This window comes from Kitasatospora sp. NPDC059327 (genome assembly GCF_042752535.1).
Lineage (GTDB): Bacteria > Actinomycetota > Actinomycetes > Streptomycetales > Streptomycetaceae > Kitasatospora.
Genome location: NZ_JBHYYB010000038.1, coordinates 19,474 through 39,064 on the forward strand (window position 1 = coordinate 19,474; position 19,591 = coordinate 39,064).

General features: G+C 72.5%; 16 protein-coding genes and 1 tRNA gene. 15 read left to right on the top strand and 2 right to left on the bottom strand.

Features of this window, described 5'->3' with window-relative positions; genetic code table 11:
* The first annotated feature begins 21 nt into the window (after positions 1 to 21).
* From ACFXHB_RS23015 to ACFXHB_RS23035, 5 genes are all read left to right on the top strand, one after another.
* Positions 22 to 1,050: an amino acid ABC transporter permease gene (locus tag ACFXHB_RS23015; RefSeq protein ID WP_380576473.1), complete on the top strand. Its 1,029-nt coding sequence runs from the start codon at positions 22 to 24 to the stop codon at positions 1,048 to 1,050.
* Between the two features lie 20 nt (positions 1,051 to 1,070).
* Positions 1,071 to 1,823, top strand: a complete 753-nt coding sequence (locus tag ACFXHB_RS23020) for an amino acid ABC transporter ATP-binding protein (protein WP_380576519.1) — start codon at positions 1,071 to 1,073, stop codon at positions 1,821 to 1,823.
* Positions 1,824 to 1,893: 70 nt separating this feature from the next.
* A complete protein-coding gene (locus tag ACFXHB_RS23025; protein WP_380576474.1) occupies positions 1,894 to 2,883 on the top strand; it encodes an ABC transporter substrate-binding protein in 990 nt (329 codons plus the stop codon).
* A 109-nt stretch (positions 2,884 to 2,992) separates the two neighbouring features.
* Positions 2,993 to 4,210, top strand: a complete 1,218-nt coding sequence (locus ACFXHB_RS23030; RefSeq protein ID WP_380576475.1) for a serine/threonine-protein kinase — start codon at positions 2,993 to 2,995, stop codon at positions 4,208 to 4,210.
* 373 nt (positions 4,211 to 4,583) lie between these two features.
* Positions 4,584 to 5,435, top strand: coding sequence for a fumarylacetoacetate hydrolase family protein (locus ACFXHB_RS23035; protein ID WP_380576476.1), 852 nt, complete (start codon positions 4,584 to 4,586; stop codon positions 5,433 to 5,435).
* A 131-nt stretch (positions 5,436 to 5,566) separates the two neighbouring features.
* Here ACFXHB_RS23035 and ACFXHB_RS23040 read toward each other — a convergent pair whose 3' ends face one another.
* Entirely contained in the window at positions 5,567 to 6,301 is a 735-nt protein-coding gene (locus ACFXHB_RS23040) for a TetR/AcrR family transcriptional regulator (RefSeq protein WP_380576477.1), read from the bottom strand.
* A gap of 172 nt (positions 6,302 to 6,473) precedes the next feature.
* Here ACFXHB_RS23040 and ACFXHB_RS23045 point away from each other — a divergent pair, with 172 nt between their 5' ends.
* From ACFXHB_RS23045 to ACFXHB_RS23065, 5 genes are all read left to right on the top strand, one after another.
* A complete protein-coding gene (locus tag ACFXHB_RS23045) occupies positions 6,474 to 7,163 on the top strand; it encodes a rhomboid-like protein (RefSeq protein WP_380576478.1) in 690 nt (229 codons plus the stop codon).
* 64 nt (positions 7,164 to 7,227) lie between these two features.
* Positions 7,228 to 8,931 carry a DUF885 domain-containing protein gene (locus tag ACFXHB_RS23050; protein WP_380576479.1) on the top strand — a complete coding sequence of 568 codons (1,704 nt, stop codon included), beginning with the start codon at positions 7,228 to 7,230 and terminating at the stop codon, positions 8,929 to 8,931.
* Between the two features lie 271 nt (positions 8,932 to 9,202).
* Positions 9,203 to 10,762: an MFS transporter gene (locus ACFXHB_RS23055; protein WP_380576480.1), complete on the top strand. Its 1,560-nt coding sequence runs from the start codon at positions 9,203 to 9,205 to the stop codon at positions 10,760 to 10,762.
* Between the two features lie 175 nt (positions 10,763 to 10,937).
* Positions 10,938 to 11,819 carry a carbohydrate kinase family protein gene (locus ACFXHB_RS23060; RefSeq protein WP_380576520.1) on the top strand — a complete coding sequence of 294 codons (882 nt, stop codon included), beginning with the start codon at positions 10,938 to 10,940 and terminating at the stop codon, positions 11,817 to 11,819.
* A 147-nt stretch (positions 11,820 to 11,966) separates the two neighbouring features.
* A complete protein-coding gene (locus ACFXHB_RS23065; protein ID WP_380576481.1) occupies positions 11,967 to 12,983 on the top strand; it encodes a trypsin-like serine peptidase in 1,017 nt (338 codons plus the stop codon).
* A gap of 171 nt (positions 12,984 to 13,154) precedes the next feature.
* Here the strand turns inward: ACFXHB_RS23065 and ACFXHB_RS23070 are convergent.
* Positions 13,155 to 13,226: transfer RNA gene (locus tag ACFXHB_RS23070), tRNA-Arg, on the bottom strand.
* Between the two features lie 166 nt (positions 13,227 to 13,392).
* Between ACFXHB_RS23070 and ACFXHB_RS23075 the strand changes: the two genes are divergently transcribed.
* The 5 genes from ACFXHB_RS23075 (at position 13,393) to thrC (ending at position 19,553) form a co-directional block, all read left to right on the top strand.
* The gene (locus tag ACFXHB_RS23075) at positions 13,393 to 13,812 is read left to right on the top strand and encodes a response regulator (protein WP_380576521.1); all 420 of its coding nucleotides are present in this window, start codon (positions 13,393 to 13,395) and stop codon (positions 13,810 to 13,812) included.
* Positions 13,813 to 13,885: 73 nt separating this feature from the next.
* Entirely contained in the window at positions 13,886 to 15,547 is a 1,662-nt protein-coding gene (argS, locus tag ACFXHB_RS23080; protein ID WP_380576482.1) for an arginine--tRNA ligase, read from the top strand.
* Between the two features lie 87 nt (positions 15,548 to 15,634).
* A complete protein-coding gene (gene lysA / locus ACFXHB_RS23085) occupies positions 15,635 to 17,026 on the top strand; it encodes a diaminopimelate decarboxylase (RefSeq protein ID WP_380576483.1) in 1,392 nt (463 codons plus the stop codon).
* A 137-nt stretch (positions 17,027 to 17,163) separates the two neighbouring features.
* Complete coding sequence (locus ACFXHB_RS23090; protein ID WP_380576484.1) at positions 17,164 to 18,456, top strand: homoserine dehydrogenase; 1,293 nt, start codon at positions 17,164 to 17,166, stop codon at positions 18,454 to 18,456.
* Positions 18,457 to 18,464: 8 nt separating this feature from the next.
* Complete coding sequence (gene thrC, locus ACFXHB_RS23095) at positions 18,465 to 19,553, top strand: threonine synthase (RefSeq protein ID WP_380576485.1); 1,089 nt, start codon at positions 18,465 to 18,467, stop codon at positions 19,551 to 19,553.
* The last annotated feature ends 38 nt before the right edge of the window (positions 19,554 to 19,591 follow it).

A 19,591-nucleotide genomic window follows, 5' to 3' on the forward strand; every position in this document is an offset into this window, starting at 1 on the left:
GCCTGTTGGAGGAATCCCACCATGAGCATCACCACCACCGAGGCCGGCCCGCCCGCCGGCCCGGTCACCAAGGCGCCGGCCGCCCCGGCCGGTCGCGTCGACCTCGGCGAGCTGGCCGGTCTGCGGACCGTCCGGGCCCGCCACCCGCTGCGCTGGGCGGTCGGTCTGGCAGCCCTCGTCGTCCTCGTCCAGTTCGCCCACGGGCTGTACGTCAACCCCGGCTGGGACTGGGCCACCTTCCGGGTCTACTTCTCCGCCGACACCATCCTGCGCGCGGTCGGCCGCACCATCGAACTCACCTTCTACGGCACCCTGCTGGGCTTCGTGCTGGGCGCCGTGGTGGCCGCGATGCGGCTGTCGCGCAGCGCGATCCTGCAGTCCATCGCCTGGGCCTACGTCTGGGCGTTCCGCTCGATCCCGCTGATCGTGCAGCTGGTGTTCTGGTTCAACCTCTCCTACCTCTACAAGCGGTTCGGCATCGGCATCCCGTTCGGGCCGACCTTCGCCGAGTTCGAGACGGTCGGGGTGCTCGGCGCCCTCGGCGCCGCCGTGCTGGGGCTGGGCCTGCACCAGGCCGCGTTCGCCGCGGAGATCATCCGCGGCGGCATCATCGCCGTCGACTCCGGTCAGCGCGAGGCCGCCGCCGCGCTGGGCGTGCCGCGCTGGCGCCAGGCCTGGCGGATCGTGCTGCCGCAGGCGATGCGCGGCATCCTGCCGGCCGCCGCCAACGAGGTGATCTCGCTCTTCAAGGGCACCTCGGTGGTCTACGTGATGGCCATCGGCGAGCTCTTCTACCAGGTGCAGGTCGTCTACGGCCGTACCGGCCGGGTGGTGCCGCTGCTGATGGTGGCGACCGTCTGGTACGTGCTGCTGACGACGGTGCTGTCGATCGGCCAGTACTACGTCGAGCGCTACTTCGCCCGGGGTGCCGAACGGACCCCGCCGCCCACCCCGCTGCAGCGGGCCCGGGCCTTCGTCCAGGGCCTGCGGGCCGACCGCACCCCCGTCGGCCGCACCCCCGCCGACCCCGCTTCCGGAGGACGCTCGTGACCACCACCGTCGTGGAACCCATGGTGCAGGTCAGGGGCCTGCACAAGAGCTTCGGCCAGCTCACCGTCCTGCGCGGCGTCGACCTGGACGTACCGGCCGGCTCGGTGACGGTGGTGCTCGGCCCCTCCGGCTCCGGCAAGTCGACACTGCTGCGCTCGATCAACCACCTGGAGAAGCTCGACCGCGGCTTCGTCGCGATCGACGGTGAGCTCATCGGCTACCGGCGCGCCGGCGACCGGCTGCACGAGCTCAAGGAGCGCGAGGTGCTGCGCCAGCGCACCAACATCGGCTTCGTCTTCCAGAACTTCAACCTGTTCCCGCACCTCACGGTGGTGGAGAACATCATCGAGGCGCCGGTCAGCGCGCTGCGCCGGCCCAAGGCCGAGGCCAAGGCGGCGGCGCTGCGGCTGCTGGAGCGGGTCGGGCTCGCCGACAAGGCGGACGTCTACCCGCGCCAGCTCTCCGGCGGTCAGCAGCAGCGGGTGGCGATCGCCCGGGCGCTGGCACTGGAGCCGAAGGTGCTGCTCTTCGACGAGCCCACCTCGGCGCTCGACCCCGAGCTGGTCGGCGAGGTGCTGGACGTCATCAAGGACCTCGCCAAGGCCGGCACCACGATGATCGTGGTGACCCACGAGATCGGGTTCGCCCGCGAGGTCGCCGACACCGTGGTCTTCATGGACGACGGGGTGGTGGTCGAGCAGGGCCCGCCGAAGGCCGTCCTGGACGATCCGCAGCACGAGCGCACCCGCTCCTTCCTGGCCAAGGTCCTCTGACCGGCTCGCCCCGCCCCTCTCGCCCCGCCCCTCTCCCCTCGACCCTCTCCCACTGATCAGGAGCTCCGCCATGTCCCTACCCCGTCGCGCCCTCGTGACCGCCGCCGCCGCGCTCGCCGCCACCCTCACCCTGGCCGCCTGCGGCAGCTCCACCGACGCCTCCGCCGAACTCGCCCCCGCCAAGGGCAGTACCGCGCCGAACGGCACCACGGTGAACCTGACGCCCAATCAGAACCGCATCACCACGGGCAAGGTGGATGCCATCGCGGCGCTGGTTCCGGAGGAGATCAGAAAGAGAGGGACCCTGACGGTCGCCAATTCGCTGGGTACCACGCCGCCACTGGACTTCTACGCGAACGACGACAAGACCATCATCGGCGTCGAGCCGGACCTCGCCTCGCTGGTCGGCAACGTGCTCGGCCTGAAGGTGGAGTTCAACCCGGTCTCCTGGGAGAACGTCTTCGTCGGCCTGGACAGCGGCAAGTTCGACGTCGGCATGACCAACATCACCGTCACCGAGGCCCGCAAGGAGAAGTACGACTTCGCCACCTACCGGCTGGACATCCTCGGCTTCGAGGCCAAGAAGGGCACCGGCTGGAAGGTCACCGGCCCGAAGGACGTGGCCGGCAAGACGATCGCCGTCTCCTCCGGCACCAACCAGGAGAAGCTGCTGATCGGCTGGAACGAGGAGAACGTGAAGAACGGCCTCAAGCCGGTCGACATCAAGTACTTCCAGGCCTCCTCCGACTACTACCTGGCGCTGTCCTCCGGCCGGATCGACGCCTACGTAGGCCCCAACCCGAGCCTGGCCTTCCACGCCGTGCAGACCGGCGAGACCGAGGTGGTCGGCACCTACTCCGGCGGCGGCGCGGACGTCCTCGGGAAGATCGCGGCGACCACCAAGAAGGACAGCGGCCTGGTCCAGGCGCTGAACGGCGCGATCAACGAGATCATCAAGAACGGCACCTACGGCCAGGCGTTGAAGCGCTGGGGGCTCGACGGCGAGGCCGTCCAGACCTCCGAGATCAACCCGCCCGGCCTGCCCAAGCCCAAGCCGTAGTCCGTTCACCCTCATGTGCTCCCCCGGCGCTAAGGTGGCCCCGGTCACGGTGGACGCGGTCACGGTGGACGCGTTTTCCGATCCGGCGTACGCGGGGGTTGGGGGAGACATGAGGGCTGGGGAGGTACTGGACGGCCGGTACCGGCTGGACCGGATGCTCGGCCAGGGCGGGTTCGGGGTGGTCTGGGAGGCCTACGACAGCAACATCGGGCGCCCGGTCGCGGTCAAGGTGCTCTCCGAGGAGAAGGCCGGCGACGAGGAGGCGGTCGCGCGCTTCGTCCGCGAGGCCAAGACCGCCGGCAGTCTGTCCCACGCGCACATCGTCACGCTGCACGACTACGGACGGGTCCAGCGGGGCGCCTGGTCCACCCACTACCTGGTGATGGAGCTGGTCCGCGGCCGCTCGCTGGCCGCGGTGATCAAGGAGGGCACGCCCGACCCGGCGCTCGCGGTGAAGTGGGTCCGGCAGGTCTGCAAGGCGCTGGACGCGGCCCACCGGTCGGGCGTGGTGCACCGGGACATCAAGCCGGAGAACATCATGATCTCCGAGAGCGGCGAGGCCAAGGTGCTGGACTTCGGCATCGCCCGGCTGCTCACCCAACAGTCCGGGAGCGGGCTCACCTCCACCGGGGTCGTCATCGGCACCCCGCCGTACCTGGCGCCCGAGTGCTGGGCCGGCGACACCATCGACGGCCGGGCCGACCTCTACGCGCTGGGCGTGGTGCTCTTCCAACTCTGCACCGGACAGCGTCCGTTCAACGCCGGCTCGGCGGTCACCATGATGTACCAGCACCTGAACGACCCGCCGCCGCCGGTGCGCACGCCGTATCCCGCGCTGGCCGCCCTGATCCGCCAGATGCTCGCCAAGAACCCGGCCGACCGGCCCGCCGACGCCGCCGAGGTACGCCGTCGGCTGCGCGACGTCCCGCTCGGCCGGACCGCCCCGCCCGAGCCGGCCGAGCCGCCCGAGGCCTTGCGACAGCGGGCCGACCGGGCCTGGGAGTACGGCGTCGAGGGCCGGCCCGAGGAGGCCGTGCGGATGCTGACCGAACTGATCCCGCGGCTGGCCCGCAGCGTCGGGCCGGCCGACCTCCGCACCCTGCGCACCTGCCACGACCTCGCCCTCTGGCTGGCCCGCGGCGGCAGCCCGGGCGCCGCCGCCGCGCTGCTGCGCGAGCTGGCCCCGGCGCTGGCCGGCGAGCCGGGGGCGCGTGCCGACGTCCTGCGTGACCTGGAGCGCTGGGAGCGGGAGCGGGAGGAGACCGGTCCCGGTCCGGCCCGGGCGCTCCCGCTGGACCAGCTCCTCGGCGGCCCGCGGAGCGGCTGACACCCCGGGCGGTGACCGGGCCGCGGTGCCCGGAGCCCGTGGTGCCGGCCTCCCCGGCGGCCGTTCGGCGAGCCCCCGCGGGCCGTCGGCCTTCGCCGTCGCGCCCCCGCTCACCCCGGTGCGCACCCCGGGCACGGGGAGGTTCGTCCACGAGGGAGCCCGGCGCCGGGCGGGCGGCCCGACCCGGCCGCGGCTGTCAACCGTACGGGCACCCGATTCGGTGCCGTCCCGGCTTGTGGGAATTGATAGGAATTCGCCGACCTGGGCTGTCTGGTTCACGGGCGGCAGACGTTGATATACCTCGCAACAAGAGTCCGGTGCGGTGTGTGCGGCCGCCCCGGCGAGCTGAGACGAAAGTGGTGGTGACGCTCAGATGAAGCTCCTCCGTGTCGGACCACCGGGCGCCGAGCGCCCGATCGCGCTGGGCCAGGACGGCACCGCGTACGACCTCTCCGGCCGGGCCCGGGACATCGACGGCGCCTTCCTGGCCGGGCTCGACCCGGCCGCGCTGGCCCGCGACGCGGCCGCCGGTCTGCTGCCTGTGGCCGACATCGCCGGACAGCGGGTCGGCGCTCCGGTCGTCCGGCCGGGCAAGGTGGTCGGGATCGGGCTCAACTACCGGGACCACGCCGCCGAGGCCGGCGCGGCGATCCCCGACGAGCCGGTGATCTTCCTCAAGCCCAGCAACACCGTGGTCGGCCCGTACGACGAGGTGCTGGTGCCCCGCGGCGGCGAGAAGACCGACTACGAGGCCGAGCTGGCGATCGTGATCGGCCGCACCGCCCGGTACCTGGCGGGCCACCGGGAGGCGGCCGAGGTGATCGCCGGGTACACGATCGCCAACGACGTCACCGAGCGGGCCTTCCAGCTGGAGCGCGGCGGCCAGTGGGACAAGGGCAAGTCGGCGGAGACCTTCACCCCGCTCGGCCCCTGGCTGGTCACCGCCGACGAGGTGGCCGACCCGCAGGGGCTCGGGCTGCGGCTCTGGGTCAACGGTGAGCAGCGGCAGGACGGCTCCACCGGGCAGATGATCTTCCCGGTGCTGGAGATCGTCCGCTACGTCAGCCAGTTCATGGTGCTGGAGCCGGGCGACGTGATCGTCACCGGCACGCCGGCCGGTGTCACCCTGGGCCACCCGGGCACCCCGTTCCTGATCCCGGGGGACATCGTGGAGATCGAGATCGACGGGCTGGGCCGCCAGCGCCAGGTGCTCGGCAAGGCCTGACGCCCGGGCCCGCCCCGACCCCGGGCACGGGGGTCGGGGCGGGGTCGCGTGGCCGGGTCCGGCCCCGGCCGGCACCGCGAGCACAGGGCGCCGCGTCCGCCTGGGCACCGCGCCCACCGCGCCCCCGTGCCTCAGCCGGTGAGCACCTCCCGCAGCCGGGCGGCCCGTGGAGCGTCCGGGCCCTCCAGCGCCAGCAGCGCGCTCAGCACCTGCGCCGTCTGCGGATCGTGCAGCGCCGTCGCGGCGGCCATCGCCATGAACTGGTCCACCAGCCACTCCCGCAGCTCACCCACCGGCAGCGCGCGGCCTTCGTCCAGCCAGCTCAGGGAGGTGCCCTCGACCACCGCGATCCACGAGCGGACCAGCAGCGTCAGCCGCGGCCCGGCCTCGCGGACGCCGAGGTGGCGCAGGGTCCGCTTGAGCGCCGCCCGCCGGACGTCGTCCACGATCGCCGAGGTGCGCTGGGTCTCCACCACCGAGCCGCCGCGCAGCAGGGCCGAGTACCCGGCGTCGTGCTCGGCCACGAAGGCGAAGTAGCTCTCCAGGACGGAGGACAGCTGCTCGGTCGGGCTGCCGGTCAGCGGCACGGTGAACCGGCTGGTCAGCTCCTGCGCCGCGGTGCGCAGCGCGGCCTCGTACAACTGCTGCTTGCCGCCCGCGAAGTAGCGGTACACCAGGGGGCGGGAGGCCCCGGCGGCCTCCGCCACGTCGTCCAGGCTCACCTCGTCCGGTGCCCGCGAGGCGAACAGCTCCAGCGCCACCGCGATCAGCTGCTCCCGGCGTTGCTGGACCGGCAGCCGCCGGTACCCGCTACGCCGCGGACGGGCCTCGGGGGAGGGTGGGACGGGCGCTGAGCTGGCTTCCATGGCGGCCAGCGTAATGGGCGCCGGTCCGATCGGATCCTTGCCTGCACCGATCTTCCCGAACGGATGTTTGTGGTGGGGCGGGCCCGCCACCGGCGGGTCGAAGCGCCCTCGCGACGGGCCGGCCGCCGAGGATGGGACGGATCGTCTCCGCCGCTTCGAGGAGGGCCGCCGGATGGCGCGGGCAGAGCAGTGGACGGCCGCCGTGCGCCGGGTGCCGGGGGCGGTCCTGAGGTGGATCCGGTCGGCGCCCGGGACGTACGTGTGGCTGCTGATCCTGGCGGTCACCAGCTTCCTGGTGGCGCGGATGAACCCGGCGAACCTGGACTGGTTCCTGGCCGCCCGCTCGACCAATCTGGACAACCTGCGCTCGGACCCGCTGCACGTCCTGGTGGCCAGCGCGCTCTGGACGGAGCAGTCGAGCTTTCTCCTCTACTTCGTGCTGTTCAACCTCTTCCACGCCAACGCCGAGCGCTGGCTCGGGACGCTGCGCTGGTTCACGGTGGCCGCCACCGCGCACGTGCTGGCCACGCTCGTCAGCGAGGGGGTGGTCGCCCGCGGCATCCTGCGCGGCCGGCTGCAGGAGAGCCTGGCGGGCACGGTGGACGTCGGTGTCTCGTACGCGCTGGCCGGGGTGGTCGCCGTGCTGACCTACCGGTTCGCCGGCCACTGGCGCCTGGTGTACGGGGGCGGGGTGCTGGTCTTCTACCTGGTGCCGCTGGTCACGTCGCACACCTTCACGGACCTCGGACACTTCTGCTCGGTGCTGATCGGCCTCTGCTTCTTCCGGTTCGCCCGCGGCCGGCCCACCTGGGACCCGGCCCTGCTGTTCAGGCGCCGGAGGGAGCACCGGGCGGGGGCGTGAAATGGCCGGTCCATGCCACAGGGTAGGGGCTTGCAATCGGCCCGGGCCGCGAAATGATGTCCGGATGGTTGAAGAACTGATCAGCTCCGACGGCACCACCCCGCGCCGCATTGCCGACGACTACGTGCAGGCCCTTGCCGAGCTCGACCCGCTGACCGCGGTGCACCTGGGGCTCAACCTCGACGACGACCGCCTCCCCGACCTCTCCCCGGCCGGTGACGAGGCGTTCGCCGAACTCGGCCGCCGCACGCTCGCCCGGCTCGCTGACGCGGAGCGGGCCGGAGCTGCCGAGGACGAGGCCGAGCGCCGCTGCGCCCGGCTGCTGCGCGAGCGGCTCACCGCCGGGCTCGCCGTCCACGACGCGGGGGAGGGCTACCGCGCGGTTCGCAACCTGGCCTCGCCGGTCCACAACGTGCGTGACGTCTTCACCCTGATGCCCGCCGACACCGAGCAGGAGTGGGGGGTGATCGGCCGCCGACTGGCCCGGGTGCCCCTCGCGCTGGAGCAGTACCGGGAGACCCTCGCCGCGGGTGTCGAGCGCGGCCTGCTCTCCGGCCCCCGCCAGGTGTCCACCATGGTCGAGCAGTTCGGCGAGTGGCTGGAGGGGGACGCGGCGGGCTGGTTCGGGGTGTTCGTCCAGCAGGCACCCGAGGGCCTGCGCGCCGGGCTGGCCGAGCCCGCCGCGGCCGCCGCCGAGGCGGTGGCCGGCCTGCGCGACTGGCTGCGCGACGTCTACGGCCCGGCCGCCGCCGCCACCCCCGACACCACCGGGCGCGAGCGCTACGGCCGATTCGTGCGCTACTGGACCGGCGCCGACCTCGACCTGGACGAGGCGTACGGCTGGGCCTGGCAGGAGTTCCACGGCCTGCTCGCCGAGATGGAGGCGGAGGCGGAGAAGGTGCTGCCCGGCTCCACGCCGATGGAGGCGATGAAGTGGCTGGAGACCGACGGCCCCGCCGTCCAGGGCGCCGAGGCCACCCGTGAGTACCTCCAGGGGCTGATGGACGGGGCGATCCGCGACCTCCAGGGCACCCACTTCGACCTGGCCGAGCCGGTCACCCGGGTCGAGTCGAGGATCGCCCCGGCCGGCAGCGCCGCCGCGCCCTACTACACCTCGCCCTCGCTGGACTTCAGCCGCCCGGGGCGGACCTGGCTGCCGACCATCGGCCGGGAGCGCTTCCCGGTCTGGGACCTCGTCTCCACCTGGTACCACGAGGGCGTTCCCGGCCACCACCTCCAGCTGGCGCAGTGGAACTACGTCGCCGACCGGCTCTCCACCTACCAGGTGAGCATCGGCGGGGTGAGCGCCAACCTGGAGGGCTGGGCGCTGTACGCCGAGCGCCTGATGGACGAGCTCGGCTACCTCACCGACCCGGGCCACCGGCTCGGCTACCTCAACGCCCAGATGATGCGGGCACTGCGGGTGATCGTCGACATCGGCATGCACGCCGGGCTGGACTTCCCCGCCGACTCCCCGTTCCGGCCGGGCGAGCCCGTCCTGCCGGCCGCCGCCCGGGAGTTCTTCGGCCGCTACTGCGGGCTGTCGGCGGAGGTCCTGGACAGCGAGCTGGTCCGCTACCTGGGCATGCCCGGCCAGGCGATCGGCTACAAGCTGGGCGAGCGGGCCTGGCTGCGCGGCCGGGCGGCGGCCCGGGCGGCGCACGAGGCGCGCGGCGAGGAGTTCGACCTCAAGGCCTGGCACATGGCGGCGCTCTCGCAGGGCTCGCTCGGCCTGGACGACCTGGTCGCGGAGCTGGCCGCGCTGTAGGTCCGGTCCGGCAGGGCGTCGGCCGGCGTCGGTACGGCGGCCCCCGGGTGGCGGCGACACCCGGGGGCCCGCGTGTCCCCGGCGCGGCCCGGCGGCCGCGCGGTCGGCCTCCGCTGCCCGGGCGGGCCTGGTCCCGTGGTCCCGGGCCCCTGGTTCATTGGTCCCAATTCGTACGATTTGGTGAGGTTTTTCCTTGCCATTCGGCGCGTGGCGAGTTTGGCTTGAAGGCGACTGCGTGACCTCTCCGAATCCCCTGCGGAAGGCTCCCCCAGTGTCTGCTCAACCTGCCACCGGTCATAGGGCGGCGGACAGTCGCCGCTGGTGGGCATTGGCGGTCATCGCCATCGCCCAGCTGATGATCGTCCTCGACATCACCATCGTGAACATCGCCCTGCCCTCGGCCCAGAAGGACCTCGGGATCTCCGACGCCAACCGCCAGTGGGTGATCACCGCCTACACGCTGGCCTTCGGTGGCCTGCTGCTCCTCGGCGGCCGGCTGGGCGACCTCTTCGGCCGCAAACGCGTCTTCATCGTCGGCCTGCTCGGTTTCGCCCTCGCCTCCGCGATCGGCGGCGGGGCCACCGGGGCGCCGATGCTGTTCGCGGCCCGTGCCCTCCAGGGCGCCTTCGGCGCACTCCTCGCCCCGTCGGCGCTGGGTCTGCTCTCCACCACCTTCAGCGATCCGCGGGAACGCAGTACGGCGTTCGGCATCTTCGGGGCGATCGCCGGTGGCGGCGCCGCGATCGGCCTGCTCCTGGGCGGCCTGCTGACCGAGTACCTGAACTGGCGCTGGTGCCTGTTCGTGAACACCCCGATCGCCATCGCGACGGCCTTCGCCGCCTTCTCCATCCTGACCTCGGACCACGTCGCCAAGGGCCGCCGGGTCAAACTCGACCTGCCCGGCGCGTTCCTGGGCTGCGGCGGCCTGCTCGCCATCGTCTTCGGTACGAGCGAGGCGGTCAGCCGGGGCTGGGTGGACTGGCTGGTGCTGGGTTCGCTGGGGCTCGGCGCGCTCCTGCTGGTGGTCTTCGTCCTGGTGGAGCGGCGCACCGAGCACGCGCTGCTGCCGCTGCACATCGTCGGCGAGCGCAACCGCGGCGGCGCCGCGCTCTCGGTCGGCCTGGCCATGGTCGGCATGTTCGGCCTCTTCCTCTTCCTCACCTACTACCTGCAGGTCATCAAGCACTTCTCGCCGGTGATGTCCGGTGTCTCCTTCCTGCCGATGACGGCCGCCATCGTGATCAGTTCGACCGGCTTCGCGGCCCGGCTGATGACGAGGGTGCCGTCGCGCAACCTGATCGGGCCCGGGCTGCTGCTCGCCGGGGCCGCGATGGCCTGGCTGACCCAGATGAAGGTGGACAGTCCCTGGGCCGGCATGGTGCTCCCCGCCGAGCTGCTGCTCGGCTTCGGGATGGGCCTGGTGTTCATGCCGGCGATGAGCCTGGCCACCCTGGGCGTCGCCCCGAACGAGGCCGGCGCCGCGTCGGCCACCATCAACTCGGCCCAGCAGGTGGGCGGTTCCGTCGGTACGGCGCTGCTGAACACCATCGCGGCCAGCGCCACCGCGACGTATCTGGCCACCCGGATCGCCGGCAACCCCCAGGTGCAGGCCGAGGGCGCGGTGCACGGGTACGTGGTCGCGACCTGGGTGGCGATGGGCATCCTGCTGACGGCGGCGCTGATCGCCTTCCTGATGATCAACCACCGTCCGGCACCCGGCGAGGCCACCGGGGAGGCCGTGCCCGGGGCGGCCGGGGCGGGCGCCGCGACGGCGGGTGCGCCGGCCAAGGCGGGGGCGGTGACGCCGGGGCAGCGGCAACGCGCCTCCTGACCCAGCACCCCCCCGGCTCGTCTGAAACTTGCCGCAAGGTCTTGCAGTCACCCTTCGGCGCCTGCTTGACTCCTGGCCACCGCCAGGAAGTCGAGGAGGCGCCGTGGTGTCGCAGTTCGAGCCGTTCGAGCCGTCCGGTCCGTCCGGTCCGTCCGAACCGGGGCCCGCCCTCGACCTGCTCGTGGTCGGTGGGGCCGGCGTCGACACCGTCGTCCGGGTCGACCGGCTGGAGGTCCCGGACGCGGACTCGCGGTCCGTGGGGCCGGTCCGCGACTACGTGGCCCACACCGGCAACGGCGTCGCCCTCGGTGCCCACCACCTCGGCCTGCGCACGGCCTTCCTGGACTACCTCGGGGACGATCCGCAGGCCGAGCTGATCCTCGCCGAGTACGCCCGGGTGGGCCTGCCGTTCGCGCACCTGGTCTCGCCGCACGGCACCCCGCGCGCGGTCAACCTGGTCGACGCCGCCGGCCGCCGGTTCTCCTTCTTCGACGGCCGCCACCCCGCCGATCTGCGCCTGCCCCGCTCCTTCTACCTGCCGTACGTGGAGCGCAGCCGGCACGTGCACCTCTCCATCAGCGGCCACAACCGCGACATGTACCCGGACCTGCACCGGCTCGGCCGCACCAGCTCCACCGATCTGCACGACTGGGACGGCCGGAACCCCCACCACCGGGACTACGCGCTCGGCTCCGACCTGGTCTTCCTCTCGGTGGCCGGCTGCCGGGGCCGTCACGCGGAGGTGATGGGCGCGATCCTCGCCGAGGGCCGGGCCTCCGTCGTGATCGCCACGGCGGGCGCCGAGGGCTGCTGGCTGCTCACCCGGGACGCCCCGCTCCGGCGGCTGCCCGCCGTCGACCCGGGCCGCCCGGTCGTCGACACCAACGGCGCCGGCGACGCCTTCGCCACCGGGTTCCTCTACGCCTGGCTCCGCGGCCGTCCGCCGGTGGACTGTGCCCGCGCGGGCTCGGTGGCCGGCGCGTTCGCCTGCACCGGGGCGGGGACGCACACCGCGTTCGTCGGCCCGGGAGCCCTGGCCGCGGTCCTCGCGGACTGACCGCGCCGGCTCGCGGGCCGGTGCGACGGCGGCCCGCGACGGAGGATTTCTCATCCAGCTCCCAGCCGGGCATCACAGCCCTCCCAGCTGCCTGGGCCATAGTCGGACCGTACTCGCACCGACACCCAGGTCAGGAGCCGACCAGGTATGGGCCAGCACCGCAGCCGATCGCCCCGCCGCCGTTTTCTGGCCCCCACCCTCTTCACCACGCTCTCGGCGCTCACCGTGGTGGCCGTCGTCGCGGGCGCGCACAGCGTGACCTCGGAGGCGACGGCGGCGGGCAGCCCGTCGGTGTCCGCTCCGGCGTCCGCGCCGTCCACCGCCGCGCCGTCCGCCGCTTCGGCGCCGTCGGACGCCGCGGTCCAGGTGGCGGGTGGCGCCACCGACGCCCCGACCCCGGCCGCCACCGAGACCGCCGCGGCTCCGGCCATCGCGACCGACCGCGCCGCCCCGACGGCCGTGCCGACCGCCACCGCCACCGCCACCGCCACGGCCGCGCCGACCGCCACGGCCCCGCTCGGGACGACGGCGGTGGCCCCGGCCACGCCCGAATCCGCCACCGTGGGCGCCCTGTTCAGCGGCGCGGTCGCGGCGGGCAACCACTTCTGCACCGCGAGCGTGTTGCACAGCACGACCGGCAACCTGCTGCTCACCGCCGCCCACTGCCTGAGCGGCACCGACGGCGTCACCTTCGCCCCCGGCTACCGGGACGGCACCGCTCCCTACGGCACCTGGCGGGTCACCGCGATCCACACCGCCGCCGGCTGGTCCCAGGACGGCGACCAGGACGAGGACTTCGCCATCCTGGAGACCGCCTCCAGCGGCGGCCGCCGGATCGAGGACGTGGTCGGCGCCAACCAGTTGGGCACCGACGAGCCCTTCGGCGCCACCGTCCGGCTCTACGGCTACCCCAGCGGCACCGAGGCCCCGATCCTGTGCACCAACACCACCGGCCGCCGGAGCACCTACCAGCGCGTCGTCGACTGCCCGGACTACCCCGGGGGCACCAGCGGCGGGCCCTGGATCAGCACCACCACCGGGCACGTGGTCGGCACCATCGGCGGCTACCAGGAGGGCGGCGACAGTCCCGACACCTCCTACAGCGCCTACTTCGACCACACCATCGCGGCGCTCTACAAGGAGGCGGTGGCGTCGGCCTCCTGAGCGGGGGTCGGGCACCGGCCGGACCGGCGTGCCGTCGACGGCCCGGTTCGCCGGGGCGTCCACCGGGCCGCCCGGTCGGCCCGGTCGGCCCGGTTCGCCGCCGACATGACGAAGGCCCAGATCCGTGGATGAACTCCACTGATCTGGGCCTGTCTCGCACTTCTCGCGAAGTGCCCCCGGCAGGATTCGAACCTGCGCACCCGCCTCCGGAGGGCGGTGCTCTATCCCCTGAGCTACGGGGGCCTGCTGTGTGTTGTCGTCGCGTTCGCTTCGACGTGGAGAACATTACCAGGCTCGCGGCGTGCTCCGTGCACGGGTTTCGGGGACCCGCCCGGTGGCGGGGGAGCGGAAGTGCGGAAAGGCCGGACGGGGCGGCGGGCGCGCCGATACCCTCGGTGAGGTGTCGGGAGTGTCCGGGCGGGTCCTCGTGGTGGACGACAGCGAGGTGATCCGCCAGCTGATCAGGGTCAACCTGGAGCTTGAGGGCTTCGAGGTGGTGACCGCCGCCGACGGCGCCGAGTGCCTGGAGGTGGTCCGCCGGGTGCGGCCGGACGTGGTGACGCTGGACGTCGTGATGCCGAGGCTGGACGGTCTGCGGACGGCGGCCCGGCTGCGGGCGGCGCCGGGGACGAGCGGGTTGCCGATCGCGATCGTCAGCGCCTGTACGCCGGCCGACCTGGATCTCGGGGAGGCGGTCGGGGTGGACGGGTACCTGGGCAAGCCCTTCGACCCGGCGGATCTGGTGGCGCTGGTGTGGCGGCTGATGGCCCGCGCGGCGGAGCCCGACAGGTTTCGCCCTGAGCGAACAGAGCGGACGGATCGCGGCTGAGCACGGCGCGCGGGCGTCTCAACGGGCAAACCGGGTGGCGAGCGGGTGCCCCGTCTCGCCTACGCTTGGCGTCGTGACCCCCGCAGAGCTTTCCCAGGCAGTCCAGGCCGCAGTGAGCGCCGCCGTCGAGGCGGGCGAGCTGGCCGTCGCCGTGCCCGAGCACGTGACGGTCGAGCGACCCAAGAACAGGGACCACGGCGACTACGCGACCAATGTGGCCCTCCAGCTCGCGAAGCCGGCCGGCAAGCCGCCGCGCGTCGTGGCCGACCTGGTGGCCGCCCGTCTGCGAGAGCTCCCCGGGGTCGCCAAGGTCGACATCGCCGGGCCGGGCTTCCTGAACATCACCTTCGACGCCGCCACCCAGGGCGAGCTGGCACGCGGCATCGTCGAGGCGGGCGAGGCCTACGGCCGCAACGAGGCGCTCAAGGGTCTGCGGATCAACCTGGAGTTCGTCTCCGCCAACCCGACCGGCCCGATCCACATCGGCGGCGTCCGCTGGGCGGCCGTCGGCGACTCGCTGGCGCGCGTGCTGCGGGCCTCCGGGGCCGACGTCACCACCGAGTACTACCTGAACGACGCCGGCGTGCAGATCTCCAAGTTCGCCGGCTCGCTGAAGGCCGCCGCGAACGGGCAGCCCGTCCCGGCCGACGGCTACGTCGGCGAGTACATCGCCGACATCGCCAAGGCGATCGTGGACGGCGTCCCGGGCGTGCTCGACCTGCCCGAGGACGAGCAGCTGGAGACCTTCCGCACCGAGGGCCTCAAGCTCATGGTGGCCGAGATCCAGCGCTCGATGGAGGAGTTCGGCACCCACTTCGACGTGTGGTTCTCGGAGAAGTCGCTGCACGACTCCGGCGCCGTCGAGAAGGCCATCGAGCGGCTGCGCGAGCAGGGTCACGTCTTCGACCAGGACGGCGCGATCTGGCTGCGCACCACCGACTTCGGTGACGACAAGGACCGCGTCCTGATCAAGGCGGACGGCGAGACCACCTACTTCGCCGCCGACGCCGCCTACTACCTCTCCAAGCGGGACCGCGGTTCCGAGGTCTCGGTCTACATGCTGGGCGCGGACCACCACGGTTACGTCAACCGCCTCAAGGCGATCGCGGCCTGCGCGGGCGACGACATGAACCGCAACATCGAGGTCAAGATCGGCCAGTTCGTGAAGATGCTTCGCGACGGCGAAGAGGTCCGCATGTCCAAGCGGGCCGGCAACATCATCACGATCGACGACGTCGTCGACTGGATCGGCGTGGACGCCGCCCGCTACACCCTGGCGCGCTCCTCCACCGACTCCACCATCACGCTCGACATCAACGTGCTGACCAGCCAGACCAACGAGAACCCGGTCTACTACGTCCAGTACGCGCACACCCGGATGTGCGGTGTCGCCCGCAAGGCCGCGGAGCTCGGCGTCGACAAGGGCACGGCTGACGGTTTCAAACCCGAGCTGCTCGCCACCCAGTGGGAGAACGACGTCCTCGGCGCCCTCGGTGAGTTCCCGCGCGTCGTGGCCACGGCCGGCGAGCTGCGCGAGCCGCACCGGATCGCGCGGTACCTGGAGGACCTCGCGGGCAAGTACCACCGCCTGTACGAGAACTGCATGTTCCTGCCCAAGGGCGACGAAGAGCTCAACGACACGCACCGGGCCCGGCTCTGGCTGGTCGAGGCCACGCGAACGGTCATGGCCAACGGCCTCACGCTCCTGGGCGTGACGGCGCCCGAGCGGATGTAGGACCACCCCCAAGCGCACAGCGGGGGCGGCGGACGGTCAACGAGGACCGTCGCCGCCCCTCGCCATAAGCCAAGGAAGTAAGCAGAGATGAGCCGCTCCGCACACCCCGCAGGCCCCCGTCACGGCGACGTGCTGCCCGAGGGCCACTACCAGGCGCCGCCGAGCGACCTGAACGCGCTCGACCCCAAGGTCTGGTCCAGGACCGTCGCCCGCGGCGCCGACGGCGTGGTCACCGTCGGTGGCCTGGACGTCAAGCGGCTCGCCGCCGAGTTCGGCACCCCGGCCTACGTCATGGACGAGGCCGACTTCCGGGCCCGGGCCCGCGCCTGGCGCGAGGCCTTCGGCGCCGACGCGGACGTCTACTACGCGGGCAAGGCCTTCCTCTCCAAGGCGGTCGTGCGCTGGCTGCACGAGGAGGGCCTCAACCTCGACGTCTGCAGCGTCGGTGAGCTGGCCGTGGCGCTGGCCGCCGGGATGCCGCCGGAGCGGATCGCGCTGCACGGCAACAACAAGACCGTGGACGAGCTCGAACACGCGGTGAAGACCGGTGTCGGGCACATCGTGCTCGACTCCTACGAGGAGATCGAGCGGCTGGCCGCGATCGCCGGCCGCCAGGGCGTGCGCCAGCCGGTGCTGATCCGGATCACGGTCGGCGTCGAGGCGCACACCCACGAGTTCATCGCGACCGCCCACGAGGACCAGAAGTTCGGCCTCTCGTTGAACGGCGGCGCGGCGGCCGAGGCGGTCCGCCGGGTGCTCGGCCACCCCGGCCTGGAGCTGCGCGGCATCCACTCGCACATCGGCTCGCAGATCTTCGACACGGCGGGCTTCGAGGTCGCCGCCCGCCGGGTGGTCGGCCTGCTCGCCGAGATCCGTGACGAGCACGGCGTCGAGCTGCCCGAGATCGACCTCGGCGGCGGCCTCGGCATCGCCTACACCAGCGAGGACGACCCGCGCGAACCGGCCGAGATCGCCGCCGCGCTGGCCGAGATCGTCCGCCGCGAGTGCGCCGCCGCGAACCTGAGCGCCCCCCGGCTCTCGGTCGAGCCCGGCCGCGCGATCGTCGGCCCGACCGCCTTCACGCTGTACGAGGTGGGCACGGTCAAGCCGCTGGAGGGTCTGCGCACCTATGTCAGCGTGGACGGCGGCATGTCCGACAACATCCGCACCGCGCTCTACGACGCGGAGTACTCGGTGGCCCTGGTGTCGCGCGACAGCGACGCCGAGCCGATGCTGGTCCGGGTGGTCGGCAAGCACTGCGAGTCCGGCGACATCGTCGTCCGGGACGCCTTCCTGCCGGCCGACCTGGTCCCGGGCGACCTGATCGCGGTGCCCGCCACCGGCGCGTACTGCCGCTCGATGGCGAGCAACTACAACCACGCCCTGAAGCCCCCCGTGCTGGCCGTCAAGGACGGCTCGGCCCGGGTGATCGTCCGGCGCGAGACGGAGGAGGATCTCCTGCGTCTCGATATCGGATGACGAAATTCTTGTCTCAGATCATGGAACGACCGTAGATCCGTACGGAAAGTCCCGGAGACTGGTACAGACCGAAGTTCCGGCGGATCCCCGAAATACCCGCCGGAAAACCGAAGCACGAAGAATGAGAGCGGAGTCGGATGATGCGTACGCGGCCGCTGAAGGTGGCGTTGCTGGGCTGTGGTGTGGTGGGCTCCGAGGTGGCGCGCATCATGACGACAGACGCCGCCGACCTCGCCGCGCGCATCGGCGCGCCGGTCGAGCTCGCCGGCATCGCGGTCCGCCGGGCCGGGCGGGTGCGCCCGGGCGTGCCCGAGCACCTGATCACCACCGATGCCGAGGCCCTGGTCACCCGGGACGACATCGACGTGGTGATCGAGGTGGTGGGCGGCATCGAGCCGTCCAAACACCTCATCCTGTCGGCGTTGCGCAACGGCGCCTCGGTGGTCAGCGCCAACAAGGCGCTGCTCGCCCAGGACGGCACGGAGCTGCACGCCGCGGCCGCCGAGGCCGGGGTGGACCTGTACTACGAGGCCGCGGTGGCCGGCGCGATCCCGCTGATCCGTCCGCTGCGCGAGTCCCTGGCCGGTGACAAGGTCAACCGGGTGCTCGGGATCGTCAACGGCACCACCAACTTCATCCTCGACAAGATGGACAGCACCGGCGCCGGCTACTCGGAGGCGCTGGAGGAGGCCACCGCGCTCGGTTACGCCGAGGCGGACCCGACGGCCGATGTGGAGGGCTTCGACGCCGCCGCCAAGGCCGCGATCCTGGCCGGCATCGCGTTCCACACCAAGGTCACCGCGGCGGACGTCTACCGCGAGGGCCTGACCGAGGTGACCGCCGCCGACATCGCCTCCGCCAAGGAGATGGGCTGTGTCGTCAAGTTGCTGGCGATCTGCGAGCGGGCGGCGGACGGCGCGTCCGTCACCGCCCGGGTGCACCCGGCGATGATTCCGCTGTCGCACCCGCTGGCCTCCGTCCGCGAGGCGTACAACGCGGTGTTCGTGGAGGCCGAGGCGGCCGGCCGGCTGATGTTCTACGGCCCGGGCGCGGGCGGCGCGCCGACCGCCTCGGCGGTCCTCGGCGACCTGGTCGCGGTCTGTCGCAACAAGCTCACCGGCGCCACCGGCCCCGGTGACTCGGTGTACACCCGGCTGCCGGCCAAGCCGATGGACGAGGTCGTCACCCGGTACCACGTCAGCCTGGACGTGGACGACCGCGCGGGCGTGCTCGCCCAGGTGGCGTCCGTCTTCGCCGAGCACGGGGTCTCCATCGACACCGTGCGCCAGCAGGGCCGCGACGGCGACGCCTCGCTCGTCGTGGTCACCCACCGTGCCACCGACGCCGCGCTGTCGGCGACGGTCGACAAGCTCCGCGCGCTGGACAGCGTGCGGGACGTGGCCAGCATCATGCGGGTCGAAGGGGAGTAGGGACAGCCATGAACGCCGTGATCGCCAGAGGCGCGCACACCCACCAGTGGCGCGGGCTGATCGAGGAGTACCGGGACCGCCTGCCGGTCAGTGACGCCACACCCGTGGTCACCCTGCTGGAGGGCGGTACGCCGCTGGTGCCCGCCCAAGTGCTCTCCGAGCGCACCGGCTGCGAGGTCTACCTCAAGGTCGAGGGTGCCAACCCCACCGGGTCCTTCAAGGACCGCGGTATGACGATGGCCATCTCCAAGGCGAAGGAGGACGGCGCCCAGGCCGTCATCTGCGCCTCCACCGGCAACACCTCGGCCTCCGCCGCCGCCTACGCGGTGCGGGCCGGGATGGTGTCGGCGGTGCTGGTGCCGCAGGGCAAGATCGCGCTCGGCAAGATGGGCCAGGCCCTGGTCCACGGCGCCAAGATCCTTCAGGTGGACGGGAACTTCGACGACTGCCTCACTCTTGCGCGTGAACTGTCCGAGAAGTACCCGGTGGCGCTGGTCAACTCGGTGAACCCGGTGCGGATCGAGGGCCAGAAGACCGCCGCCTTCGAGATCGTGGACATGCTCGGCGACGCGCCGGACATCCATGTCCTCCCGGTCGGCAACGCGGGCAACATCACCGCGTACTGGAAGGGCTACCGCGAGTACGCCACGGACGGCCTGGCCGCCCGGACGCCGCGGATGTGGGGCTTCCAGGCCGCCGGATCGGCCCCGATCGTCGACGGCGCCCCGGTGCTCAAGCCGCAGACCATCGCCACCGCGATCCGGATCGGCAACCCCGCCTCCTGGGACTTCGCGCTCGCCGCGCGGGACGAGTCGGGCGGCCTCATCGACAAGGTGACGGACCGTCAGATCCTCTCCGCCTACCGGCTGTTGGCCGCGCAGGAGGGCGTCTTCGTGGAGCCCGCCTCGGCCGCCTCGGTGGCCGGTCTGCTGGCCAAGGCGGAGGCCGGCCTGGTCGACCCGGGCCAGCGGATCGTCTGCACGGTGACCGGCAACGGCCTCAAGGACCCGGACTGGGCGGTGGCCGGCGCGCCGCAGCCGCAGGTCGTCCCGATCGACGCCGAGGCCGCGGCCCAGCGTCTCGGTCTGCTCGACTGACCGGATTCCGCCCCCCGGGCCGACCCTTTCGGGGGTCG

Excerpts from the sequence above, each read along its gene's own strand:
- ACFXHB_RS23015 (WP_380576473.1), top strand. The coding sequence starts at position 22 with ATGAGCATCACCACCACCGAGGCCGGCCCGCCCGCCGGCCCGGTCACC.
- ACFXHB_RS23020 (WP_380576519.1), top strand. The coding sequence starts at position 1,071 with ATGGTGCAGGTCAGGGGCCTGCACAAGAGCTTCGGCCAGCTCACCGTC.
- ACFXHB_RS23025 (WP_380576474.1), top strand. The coding sequence starts at position 1,894 with ATGTCCCTACCCCGTCGCGCCCTCGTGACCGCCGCCGCCGCGCTCGCC.
- ACFXHB_RS23030 (WP_380576475.1), top strand. The coding sequence starts at position 2,993 with ATGAGGGCTGGGGAGGTACTGGACGGCCGGTACCGGCTGGACCGGATG.
- ACFXHB_RS23035 (WP_380576476.1), top strand. The coding sequence starts at position 4,584 with ATGAAGCTCCTCCGTGTCGGACCACCGGGCGCCGAGCGCCCGATCGCG.
- ACFXHB_RS23040 (WP_380576477.1), bottom strand. The coding sequence starts at position 6,301 with ATGGAAGCCAGCTCAGCGCCCGTCCCACCCTCCCCCGAGGCCCGTCCG.
- ACFXHB_RS23045 (WP_380576478.1), top strand. The coding sequence starts at position 6,474 with ATGGCGCGGGCAGAGCAGTGGACGGCCGCCGTGCGCCGGGTGCCGGGG.
- ACFXHB_RS23050 (WP_380576479.1), top strand. The coding sequence starts at position 7,228 with ATGGTTGAAGAACTGATCAGCTCCGACGGCACCACCCCGCGCCGCATT.
- ACFXHB_RS23065 (WP_380576481.1), top strand. The coding sequence starts at position 11,967 with ATGGGCCAGCACCGCAGCCGATCGCCCCGCCGCCGTTTTCTGGCCCCC.
- lysA (WP_380576483.1), top strand. The coding sequence starts at position 15,635 with ATGAGCCGCTCCGCACACCCCGCAGGCCCCCGTCACGGCGACGTGCTG.
- ACFXHB_RS23090 (WP_380576484.1), top strand. The coding sequence starts at position 17,164 with ATGATGCGTACGCGGCCGCTGAAGGTGGCGTTGCTGGGCTGTGGTGTG.
- thrC (WP_380576485.1), top strand. The coding sequence starts at position 18,465 with ATGAACGCCGTGATCGCCAGAGGCGCGCACACCCACCAGTGGCGCGGG.